At 53.1% G+C, this 10257-nt stretch carries 13 protein-coding genes; 3 read left to right on the plus strand and 10 right to left on the minus strand.

Annotated elements, in window-relative coordinates:
- The 10 genes from NHH03_RS27505 to NHH03_RS27545 form a co-directional block, all read right to left on the minus strand.
- On the minus strand, positions 1-446 hold a 446-nt coding region (locus NHH03_RS27505; protein WP_253161570.1), incomplete at its 3' end, for an AAA family ATPase.
- Positions 434-952: a hypothetical protein gene (locus NHH03_RS27510; protein ID WP_253161571.1), complete on the minus strand. Its 519-nt coding sequence runs from the start codon at positions 950-952 to the stop codon at positions 434-436. The genes NHH03_RS27505 and NHH03_RS27510, both read right to left, overlap by 13 nt.
- Positions 949-2058 carry a hypothetical protein gene (locus NHH03_RS28475; RefSeq protein WP_390895659.1) on the minus strand — a complete coding sequence of 370 codons (1110 nt, stop codon included), beginning with the start codon at positions 2056-2058 and terminating at the stop codon, positions 949-951. The genes NHH03_RS27510 and NHH03_RS28475 overlap by 4 nt, the downstream gene beginning before the upstream one ends.
- Positions 2059-2189: 131 nt before the next feature.
- Positions 2190-3197, minus strand: a complete 1008-nt coding sequence (locus NHH03_RS27515; protein WP_253161572.1) for a hypothetical protein — start codon at positions 3195-3197, stop codon at positions 2190-2192.
- 15 nt (positions 3198-3212) lie between these two features.
- Positions 3213-3815 (minus strand): DUF4186 family protein, encoded by a 603-nt coding sequence (locus tag NHH03_RS27520; protein ID WP_253161573.1) that lies wholly within the window; start codon positions 3813-3815, stop codon positions 3213-3215.
- A gap of 3 nt (positions 3816-3818) precedes the next feature.
- Positions 3819-5264, minus strand: coding sequence for a helix-turn-helix domain-containing protein (locus NHH03_RS27525; protein ID WP_253161574.1), 1446 nt, complete (start codon positions 5262-5264; stop codon positions 3819-3821).
- A 15-nt stretch (positions 5265-5279) separates the two neighbouring features.
- A complete protein-coding gene (locus NHH03_RS27530; protein ID WP_253161575.1) occupies positions 5280-5717 on the minus strand; it encodes a DUF6932 family protein in 438 nt (145 codons plus the stop codon).
- 1122 nt (positions 5718-6839) lie between these two features.
- Complete coding sequence (locus NHH03_RS27535) at positions 6840-7097, minus strand: hypothetical protein (protein WP_253161576.1); 258 nt, start codon at positions 7095-7097, stop codon at positions 6840-6842.
- On the minus strand, positions 7094-7789 hold the full coding sequence (locus NHH03_RS27540) for a recombinase family protein (protein ID WP_253161577.1): 696 nt from the start codon (positions 7787-7789) through the stop codon (positions 7094-7096). The genes NHH03_RS27535 and NHH03_RS27540 overlap by 4 nt, the downstream gene beginning before the upstream one ends.
- 2 nt (positions 7790-7791) lie before the next feature.
- Complete coding sequence (locus NHH03_RS27545) at positions 7792-8037, minus strand: hypothetical protein (RefSeq protein ID WP_253161578.1); 246 nt, start codon at positions 8035-8037, stop codon at positions 7792-7794.
- A 553-nt stretch (positions 8038-8590) separates the two neighbouring features.
- On the opposite strand from NHH03_RS27545, the gene NHH03_RS27550 reads away from it, so the two are divergent.
- From NHH03_RS27550 to NHH03_RS27555, 3 genes are all read left to right on the plus strand, one after another.
- Positions 8591-9049, plus strand: coding sequence for a hypothetical protein (locus NHH03_RS27550; RefSeq protein ID WP_253161579.1), 459 nt, complete (start codon positions 8591-8593; stop codon positions 9047-9049).
- A 32-nt stretch (positions 9050-9081) separates the two neighbouring features.
- Positions 9082-9336, plus strand: a complete 255-nt coding sequence (locus NHH03_RS28480; RefSeq protein WP_390895658.1) for a helix-turn-helix transcriptional regulator — start codon at positions 9082-9084, stop codon at positions 9334-9336.
- Between the two features lie 279 nt (positions 9337-9615).
- Positions 9616-10236 (plus strand): hypothetical protein, encoded by a 621-nt coding sequence (locus tag NHH03_RS27555; RefSeq protein ID WP_253161580.1) that lies wholly within the window; start codon positions 9616-9618, stop codon positions 10234-10236.
- Positions 10237-10257: the final 21 nt, after the last annotated feature.

Genomic DNA, 10257 nt, shown 5'->3' on the forward strand with positions numbered 1-10257 from the left:
GCCTCAGATGTCTCCGTTGCATGACTCTCAATTTCAGTACGCCGTTTGCCTGTATCGGAACTCGTGAATCGGCTCGCCTGAGTTGCGTCACTGACCTGCACGTACACGAGCTTAAGTGGAACCGGGAACAACAATTCCTGTAGCTCGCGTAACACGTCAATGTGACGAACACCATCTACGACGACTCGCGATCCAGGTGTCCATCCCGCCGCGTTCAAGACCTTCGTGCAGAACGGCTTGACTCCGGCGTCGATAAACTCTTGGCCGACACTCTGCAAGATCACGCGATCCGAGCAGTCGAGTCCGCGTGACTCAGTTTCCCCTCTAACGAAATCGCCGAACGACGCAAAGGGCAGCGATAACTCCGTGGCAACCCTTCGCGCTAATGTCGTTTTGCCGCTCTTTATCCGCCCCGAAAACGCAACTGCCGATTCTACTCCTCCCATAACATTAGCTGCTTTGAACGACGTCGGAGAACGACCCAGCCACGCCGATCTTTCTTCTCGATCGTGAACGGTTGAATTCGTGTGACATGGTCAATTTGCATCAGCGTGGCAAAGGCTGCATCGGTGCGCTCAGCCCAGAATGATTCACTTTCCACTCGCATCGCAGATCCAAAAAGCGAACGTATCTGGTTCAACGATTCGGGATCGAGCACGTACGACCAAACCGTGGAAACCCGACACAAACCTACGACTGGACCGGCAGCCTCCTTGACCAAGACAATGTCGCCTTTTGAAACCGATCCAAAGGGATCACATTGGTTAAGCGAAAAACGAGATTCGATCGTTTTGGTCCCGTCAAGAACGTAGCCGAGAAATGGTTCAACGAAGACGCCCAAGTGCGCAGAGACTGCCGGTGGCGGGCGGAACAAATTCTCATCAAGGTACTCAGCCCATTGCTTGTCGTCGGCGACTGCTCGTCTGCCCTGTTCAAGTGCGAATTGCTTCATGACACGATGCATGGGGTATAGCACCCTCGGTCGCGTTCCAGCTTCTCGTGCTTTGCGAGCGATACAAGTTGTCGAACCGCCTCAAATTCGTGATGCGGACCGCCTTCGCTCAAATCGACACTGGCCCGACGTGGCGAGGAAATCAGGCGAGAGAACAATTTGTACAATTGCGTGGGGCCTTCGCAACCGAAGACCCGATTTCCAGACGTCCAAACATCGACAGCAGGCCGTACGGGATCTGTCCTGCTGACCGAACTGAGTACGTCGCCTTTGACAATCGTGTCGAGACGCAGGTCAACCAGTCCAAACGCACGCCTGCGTTTGAAGCGGAAACGCGTCCCAAGACATACCGCCTCATCCCATTCGCATTTACTGGTGTTCGGGGGTCGTGACACACGCCGCCGCTGTTGAATTTCGAAAACTGCTAGAGTTCCACGCCGCCAAGACCCTAACTCACAATAGATTCCGGCGTTGTGAAGCGAGTTGAGCTCAAAATGCGGGGTCATGTATGGAAGACATCCCTCTGATAAATGAACAAGGTTCATGCCGAGTCGCTCTCCCCATTCCAACACACAACTCCGTTCCAGAGTCACATTTGGTCTTGTTCCAAGGGGTGGTAGGACGAGGACTACGAAGCCATTCACGTGAACAAGCTGAGAAGCCATCCACATAAACGCCTTGTACTCGTCTTCGTACCAAGGCGGATCCATCACGATAACATCGAACTGACTACTGGGAGGAAAATCACGAAAACAGTCAAGCCGATCTACATTCAGAAGACCGATCGACTTGAAGAAGTTGATCGAGGCATCGCAACGATCGAAATAATGGGAATTTGAGCTCGAACGCGATTTATTTAGGTTTGCGAACACACTTGGCGTACCGAGACATGCGATACGCTTTCCCAGCGATTGGGAAATGCGACTGAGTGCCCGCGTTGCCGTCGGTGCAAAACGCCAGTCAAAGTCAACTGGATGGGGCACGGGCAGCTTATCTTGCGATATGCCGTTCGTCTTTAGAGATCTCCTCTTCGCATCCTGCAAAAGTGGCAGCGTCGTCTTCGCCGAAACGATTCCGTTTGCCGAGAGCCGGGTGAGTGAATTCATGACGTTTAGCGGATACACGCCCGGCAGCGCACTCACCAACGTGCGGAATAAGTGGGGACGTGATCGGATTGCGACCTCGACCCAACCGTCGACCGTCTGTTCAAAATTCGAGTTGCGTTTCCCAATATGGATCACGATGCGACCTCGCTCCGAGGTTGAATATCACAGATATTTAATGCCATTTCTGCGGACGAGAATCTTTTTGACAATTCGTTCTTCCACGCATCTATTGCGACGGATTGGTTCTCGATTGCATCCCGATGAACTGCCGTCATCCTGTCTGAAACCGGCGTAAATGATCGTATTTCAAGTGGGATGACACGAAGCGGTAGATTTACAGCGAGAGACTGAAGCTTGTCGACAAAGCGTCCCATTTTCCTGGCAAGATCGGTGCGGCTGGGTGTCGTGAAAGTAGCGTATCCGTAGACATCAATTTGAGTTTGTAGGTAGCGGTCGCACAGACCAAACTGCCTGTCGAGCAAGCTTCCTTCCGCTCGTGTGTTGAATTCAAACGATTCATTATCGAATCCCTTAAAACAAAGAACTTTCCCGTAGTTGCGGTAACCCTCTACGACTTCCCGTTCTGCTTCAGACAAATACCGCCAAAAAAAGTCGTTGCTCAGGTTGTCGTCCGACCACAAATACACTTCATCTTGCAGTCCCCGAGCTTGCAGTTCCTCCATCATCCACGGCACCCACTCTGGCACCAAATCCGGCTGTCCTCCCGTCAAGTCAATAACCGACGGTCGATCATCCACTTCAAGGTAGCGATCAATCAATTCGCCGGCGGAGACCCACTCTGCTTTGCTCGGGTCGCCATTCAACAATGAAAATGGAACGTAGCAATACCAACAACGCCAATTGCAAGACGCATTCTGAAAAACCTGCGCTCGAATGCTGTCGTGCGGCGAAAGATTCAGCGCTCGACTGGCTGGGTCAATCGGCAATGGATTGGCTGGCCAGCCGATAGGCGTGTCGCGTTTGAAGTGCCGAATCCGCCCCAGGCCACCGCAGTTGGCGGGCACCGTGAAATCGTTTTCTTGCTCACTGCCCCCAAGACGGGTGATGAGCAATCTTCGATTCGCAGTATCCAAGGACTTTGCGCGAAGCGCCGATGAGAACTTGTCAGTATCAATCAATCCGTGCATCGAAAACTACTTGTTCTTTCGGATTGCTGGAACGTGTTTAGGCTCGTCTGCTAAGTCGGGAAATCGTTCATCGAGATACATCATTGCGAGTTCAGCCAAATACTGAATCTCATCATCCTTGAGCGCTCGCGATGCCGGGATGTCGTGCCAATACTCGACACATTTTCGGCAGCAAGACGCGGTTGCGTGCTGGGCGTAATGAATCGGATTGCCTGATCCTTCCATCGGGGTTTGCCGACCGTCGTACGGATTGTTTGGCGAACCGATAGAGCTTCGAATGCGCGATCGAACGGCAAGGCGCAAGTTCGTCCGGCCTTTCCGATTCGCGTAGTTCTCTGCTCGCTGGTCAATTTCGATGTGCCAAAAGTGGTGGCGAATTAGTTCGTGCTTAAGCGATTCAAACGTGTACTCGATATCCGATTCGTCGCGACTGTGAACGCGTTGCCAATCGACCAAATCAACTCCGCATTCGCGACAGACTCCAACTTGGTCCTCCTTTTTCATCTGCGACGTTGCTTTAAAGCAGTGCAGATCGTTGCCGCAGTCCGTATCGGTACATTTGACCTTCAACGGTTTGAGTGGCTCAATTCTTAGTTTTTCAAAGGCCATTAATCACCTCGTTGGGTTGGAGAGTGCTAGTAACAAAATTTCTCGATCGACGCTGTTAAGGCGTGAAAGATTGAGTCGGGAGATCAGCCAGTTGCGAGCGACTTCCCAAGGATCACTGTCATTGGATTGCAAGTTCGTTGCGGCTCCCCACCAATTGATATCTTGTAGAGATAAACGGAAGGCCATGTAGTTCGCCAACGAACCAACATCGACTTCTTCCATTTCTGAAACTGACTGAACAACAGACTTCAGACGCTTGATTTGACCGCCGGCCAAGTCGACACACATCTGGGCAAGATCCTCTGCTCGTCCGTCCAGCGCAACATCGCCAGCGAACGCCGTTGCTTCTTGTTCTTCGTCTGAGTCTCGTCGTTCTGGCGAGGACTCTGGAGCCTCGATGACTGTCCGCTCCGATTGTTCAGGTTCTTGCCCTGCATGGTAAAACTCGTGCAAGCAATCATTAAGCCAGCGTGCGACCGACTGAGTTTTTTGCTTCAGCACTACAACATTGCGGCCATCAGATCGCCAGAAGGCACCGTGAAATGCTCCACTGTCACTCAAGGGTAAAACAGGAACGCCACAATCCCAGAGGTATGAAAGCGACGACTCGAACGTAACTTCGCCATAGTTCGTTAGAATCTCTTCGCGACACTCATCTGAATCAACGGGAATCGGTCGAGGCTTTAGATCCGGCGTTGCTTGAAGAACTAACAGCGCAAGATAGTGTGCATAGACAGTGTAGGCACTCGCCTTCTTCTGATTGACACCCGACGGCAACTTAAACCGAGCCATACCGGCAGCCTCGGATCGTAAACTCAACGGCTTCCCACTCGCCAGTTCATCAACGTCCCAGCCGTAGATCCGTCCAATCATTGACGAAGCCATGCAAAAGTCTTCGTGCGTTGTGCTTCGCTGTGTAGGACGAAGCCGATCGGAAAGCTGTGGAGGGAAAACTCGATTCAACAAAAAATCAGGTTCGATTCCGGCGACCGCGACGCGCTCAATGAGCGAGGGAAGACTGTCTGGCGGGCTTGGAAGAAACACTTCTTTACGAACCGAGAGCCCCAATGCGGTTACAACATCTTGCAGTCGGGACATACTTGCTGATTGATAGTTCGTCGATTCATAACGTTGGACTTGCTGCTCCTTCATCTCCAGACGTTCCGCCAAATCCTTCTGACTAAGTCCAGAAGCAATCCTCGCCTTGACTAGCGCGTTTGGAAGCTCATCGAACGAACGAACCTCGATCACATGCCGTTGACCGGACCTAAGTTCGTCATATTCCTGCAATAGCTCGCGCAGTTCCTGAAGCTGGCTTTCCATTGCGTCTCTTTCGAGCTGTGCAAGCAACGGGTCTTTCGCCGTGTCTTTGTTCAACGCATCGAGTGCCGCTTCAAACTTGTCAGCTTGAGACTTCGTAATTCGGTATTGACGTTCGTTCTTAATCATCGCATTCACCCTGTTTCAAAGATCAAGGGCTACGATTCCCTTCTGGTTGCCGGTATTCTTGTCTACTTGAAAAAACTCCAAAAACGTTCGGCCTGCAGGTTCAGCAGGTTGGCTTGAGGGAAAAAACTCGCCTAAAAACTTCGCCTTTTGAGCCGCTCTCGCATTCGCGAAATCGAAAAACAGCGGCTCAAGTGATTTCAACAGAAGCAGATCAACGCCAAGAGGGTCCCACGCAACGTCGTAGTCGTTAGGGACCACCTTTGCTGTGACGAAACTGCCGTCGATGTAAATCCGCTTGCATCCAGCCTGACGCAGCGGAACCATCGCTGCGACCAATCCAGAAATCAGGCGACTTCGATGCGCGCTAATCCCAAACGCAACTGAAAACGATTTCCAGTCGGTTAGATGGATACCTGCGGGCAGGTTGTCGTCGCTGTTAAATGGAGGAATCATCTAACACAACAATATTGTTGTCTTGTGATTTCGTCAAGCTGGCGATACCAACTTTCGTCAAAACGGTCGAATTTCCTTGCCATTTCGCCATTGGTGTGATGTCGAGCCACGACTAAAACCCACCCGAATGGTGGATGGTGGCTTGATTCTTGAGTGAGGTCGCCTGCAAGGAGAACGGCGACGGTCGTTCATGGGCTTGGCAGTTGCTCCTCTGTTCGTTTCGTCGACCCGCCATCGTTCGACGAAGTTGGTGGAATGGAAAAGATCAGTTTGCGCTTCGAGATAGCAACGGCGAATCCAGAAATCAGTGCTCAGGCGTACGGGAGCTGGCATGCGAACTTAGAGCACTGCAGAAAGAAGCCCACGAGTCATTTCAGGCTCTTCTGCAGAAAGAATCGCCCGAGTTGTGATTGGCTTACGTCGGTTCACTGAGACTGTCGAACTGCAAAGGCAGATCGCCCGTCCTGGGTCGAGTCCGTTACTGGAGCGGCGTTAACGTACTTGACCTCACTGTACAGGTACGTGATGCCGTGCTATGCAAAATGCGATGGGAAATCCGGGGCGGGGAGAAGCGAACTCAACGACACTCATTTCGACCAATGTCCGGGGATCCAAATCCACCTCTGCTTGGCTCGCCGCCATTGCCAATGACCTTGAACCCAATGATCCTTGTCAAAGGGTTTCGGACCGCATGGCGGGTCCTTTTTGTCTGGTGGCTTCTTTGGTCTTGGTCGTTTAGAGATTGACATAACCGCACGGGGTAATCTGGGGGAGTGTCTGGTTGTACGATGTAATTTTGATTCATTCCGTGGGTATTTCACCAGCCGCGATTCAACGGCTCGAGATTACAACGAGAGGAGATGCCCATCACAACCCACGCACGTGCGGGAATAGGATTGCTTCAAAGCGACGCCTTCAGTGGAGAGGGTCGGGACAGCGCAACGTAATCCTCACCACAACCCACGCACGTTAGGGACCAGAATATTCTGTGTGATTGCTGCTCGCTCTCAATGTCGGGTGACCCACTAAGTATGGTTGAATCGAAACATTCGTACCCTCCGTCACACAGTTTCGGGGCATCGCAGGTTTGCGTGTCCCGAAGGGGCATTTCTCACACGTGGATTATTCGAGGCCGAGTACCATTCGGACGTACCGTTCCCGCGTGTCGTCCATCCGCTCATCTGCCACGGCATACAGTGCGGAAGGATCATTCATCAGCTCGTCGATCTCGGGGGCACGGCCCTCCTCGTAGGGCTCTGGCTCTGTGCCGGGAAAAGCGATGATCATCGGAGAGTCTTCCCGCCAGAACAGCCATGTCCCGTCATCGAACGACAGGCAACAAGTAATGTCGTCGTCGTGGTAAAGCGTTTGGGGTTTCATCTTTCGCTCCCCTCCTTGCGGCTACGATCGAGGACTCTTTTCACCTGGACCGGATTCCACTTGCGTCCCTGCCGGGTCGTGTGCCCTTCGGCGTCGAGAGCCGATGCAATCTGGCGGTACGACTTGCCAGCTTCCCGAAGCTCTCGGAGGTGTGGGGTCAGGACGGCGTAGGCATCACGGGCAAGCCGCTGGTTGGCGGCAACGCCTGCCCACTGCCCGCGTCTTGCTGCTTCCTGAGACAAGGGACGGCACTTGGGATGGTTGGACCCTAGCTTGCCGCCCCTGGCTTTGTAAGCCTTCAAAGCTTCTTTTGTCCGCATGCTAATTGCTTGAGCTTCCGCCTCTGCAACAGCGGCAAGCACATGAATAGTCAATTTCGAAGCACTCGGGTTATCGACCGCGAGGAAGTCAGTGCCGGACTCCATCAACGTTGCAGTGAACGCGACGTTGCGGGCAAGTCGGTCGAGCTTGGCGATAACTAGTGTCCCATTGATTCGCCTCGCATGGGCGAGTGCCTTTGTAAGTTGCGGTCTGTCGGCGCGCTTGCCAGTTTCGACTTCGGTGTACTCGAAGATGAGTTCCCCTTGGCTTGCGACGTAGTCTCGGACGGAGGCGGTTTGGGCTTCGAGTCCAAGACCGGATCGGCCTTGGCGGTCGGTGCTGACGCGGTAGTAGGCGATGAATTTCTTCATGATCAACGTCCTCCTTCAACGTCGGCGAATACTTCGATTGACCAGATCACCTCTGGGTCACTCTCAAGTCGCCCAGTCTCTTGGTCGATTGCGAACAGCCCGAACGAGAGGGTCGATTCGTCGATATCGATCAGTTTCACTTCACCCTCTTCGGTGCTGAAGTCTTGGTCGACCAGATGGTCGTGCAGTGATCGAAGCAGTTGACTGGTAACTTGGGCTCCGAGGGCGGTCTTCGTTGCGGTCTTCATGGTTTCTCCAATTGGGTGTTGCAGTTCTCGGGACGGGTGTCCCGAGTCGTGTAACAAAATTGGATCACGCTACGAAATTCTGGCACAAGAATATGCGGGCGTACATTGATTTGGGACGAACGAGACTTCCAATTGTCGGTAGTCCAAATCTAGGGGAAACCCGTCGAGCCGATCCCGTAGGGCTGGGGCCCGCAAATGCGTAGCAGCAGAGCATCAAGGAAAATTACCTCGAATTTTTCTGCATGGACGTAGCGAGTCTTGCTTGGTCATAGCCGGTCACAGCCGGTCAATTTGAAGGGGACACAAGCGTTCGCACCTGGAAGTTAGGGTGCCAAACCTTGACAAATTCGTTCGTCCCGGTATCGTATGAGAAGTGCTGACCCGCACTAATAGGTAATCTCTGCCCGGTTAACCGGTCCATCGCGACCGTGCTCTGTCCGTTCTGCTGTACTGCCTCCCGCTTGGGTCAGCGTAATATCTTCTTTGCGGGAGGCCCATCCTTGGCATGTCCAGTCTGGTGAGTCCCGCGTTACGCTTACCGGGAGAATTCTCCATGTCAGATTTTATGAATGCACGCCGGGACCATGATGGCGCCAGTAGGGATTACGACCATGCCCATTTCACGGATCTTGGACGGGCTCAGAACTACCACGACGTACTTGTTGAATTTGCGAAAGATTTTGGGATGCGACCCGAAAAATTCGAGCTACAGCAAGACCCGTGCGGCACCTATCACACCCGCGTTTATCGTGGTGCGTGTAAAGGTGAGCCGCGCGAGGAGACGCGGGTCGAATGGGGCAATACCCCCCGGGTCGTTCGCAATGGGCACGAGTGGAATGTCAACCACGAACACGACCTGCTGTCCATCTTGGGTCACATTTCCGCTCCATGGTCCAGCATCGAGGAATACCTGCCTGTTTTGATGCGTCTGTCTGCTGAGCATGACGCGGGCGAGGCTCTACCGGACTGGGAAGATTCCTGGGAAGAAATTTCCAAGATTATTGACGGCTAGCATCCTACAACACGTGGTTCGGAGGTAATGCGATGCTGCAAAATTCAACTGGCCCGGATTCGGGCCAAGGTACCAAACGGCCAACTTTGTTGGTCACTGCACGCGAGGTCGCCGACTTGATCGGCGTGACTGTTCGCACTGTAAATCGCTGGTACGAGACTGGCGAGATGCCAATCCCGGTGAAGACACCGGGGGGCGGCCATCGACGCTGGAAACGTCGGGACATCGAAATCTGGGTCGACGCTGGCTGCACCAAACGCGGCTGGCGAAGAGCCAAGGGAAATTAACCAAACTCAACGAGGAATGACTATGGATCAACAAGAAGCGTTGGTGCTGATCGACTTAATACGTGAAGTCACAGCGCCGTCGACACTTCGGAAGATGTCGCTCGAACGACTCGTCGAATTGAAATCGGCTGCTGGTCGGGCAGTCGCTGAATTGGACGCTGTCACTACGAAGATGCTCGTAAGTTCGGCGAAGGATTCGGAGGCATAGAATTGCATTCGATAGTGAGGGCGTGATGGAATGGATTCCTTCATGCCTTATCACTTTTGCACTCCACCACTATGAACAAGCTACCGAAAATTACCATCTGCCAACGACGAGGTAACCCACACTTCCGCTGGTACGTGGGCGGTAAGCCTCGGTACCGCAAGATCAAGAGCCTAGCAAACGTCGAGCAAGAGAAACTTGGTCTCGCCACCGAACTAGTCAATGGCACAACGAGATCTCGCGAGCGGCACCGGACACGCGACGAACACTTGAAAGACTGGAAGGCCGACATGGCGACGGTCTCGCCTGCGCAGGCTGACTTGACCTACAAGCGTGCAAAGCGAGTCCTCGATGAAGCCAAGATCACAAAGATTCTCGACATCTCGATCGCGAAAGTCAGGACCACCGTCCACGGAATGCGATGCTCAGTCAGGAATCCGAAGAAGAAGCTCGAGGACTACGCCCTGCTCTCGGAGCAATCCCGCAAGCATCACATGCGGGCCACGAAGCAGTTTTACAAGTGGCTCGAAGACGAAGGCAGAATCGACAAGAGCCCGATTAAATCGCTAAAGCTCAAAAAGGTCGTCGAGGAGCGAAACCCTAGGGACCGCCTCCAGCCCGATGAGCTTTCCGTCCTCGTCGAAGAGACTCGGAACTCTGTGCTGGTTCAGCGGGAACTGGACTTTGCGTTTTGATTTCCTAGCAGTTGGTCATTG

This window comes from Stieleria tagensis, from assembly GCF_024129865.1.
Classification (GTDB): Bacteria; Planctomycetota; Planctomycetia; order Pirellulales; family Pirellulaceae; genus Stieleria; species Stieleria tagensis.

Bases quoted from the DNA above. Each gene is read 5' to 3' on its own strand.
- NHH03_RS27545 (WP_253161578.1), bottom strand. From the start codon at position 8,037: ATGAAGACCGCAACGAAGACCGCCCTCGGAGCCCAAGTTACCAGTCAA.
- NHH03_RS27540 (WP_253161577.1), bottom strand. From the start codon at position 7,789: ATGAAGAAATTCATCGCCTACTACCGCGTCAGCACCGACCGCCAAGGC.
- NHH03_RS27510 (WP_253161571.1), bottom strand. From the start codon at position 952: ATGAAGCAATTCGCACTTGAACAGGGCAGACGAGCAGTCGCCGACGAC.
- NHH03_RS27555 (WP_253161580.1), top strand. From the start codon at position 9,616: ATGAACAAGCTACCGAAAATTACCATCTGCCAACGACGAGGTAACCCA.
- NHH03_RS27530 (WP_253161575.1), bottom strand. From the start codon at position 5,717: ATGATTCCTCCATTTAACAGCGACGACAACCTGCCCGCAGGTATCCAT.
- NHH03_RS27550 (WP_253161579.1), top strand. From the start codon at position 8,591: ATGTCAGATTTTATGAATGCACGCCGGGACCATGATGGCGCCAGTAGG.
- NHH03_RS27535 (WP_253161576.1), bottom strand. From the start codon at position 7,097: ATGAAACCCCAAACGCTTTACCACGACGACGACATTACTTGTTGCCTG.
- NHH03_RS28480 (WP_390895658.1), top strand. From the start codon at position 9,082: ATGCTGCAAAATTCAACTGGCCCGGATTCGGGCCAAGGTACCAAACGG.
- NHH03_RS27525 (WP_253161574.1), bottom strand. From the start codon at position 5,264: ATGATTAAGAACGAACGTCAATACCGAATTACGAAGTCTCAAGCTGAC.
- NHH03_RS27520 (WP_253161573.1), bottom strand. From the start codon at position 3,815: ATGGCCTTTGAAAAACTAAGAATTGAGCCACTCAAACCGTTGAAGGTC.
- NHH03_RS28475 (WP_390895659.1), bottom strand. From the start codon at position 2,058: ATGAATTCACTCACCCGGCTCTCGGCAAACGGAATCGTTTCGGCGAAG.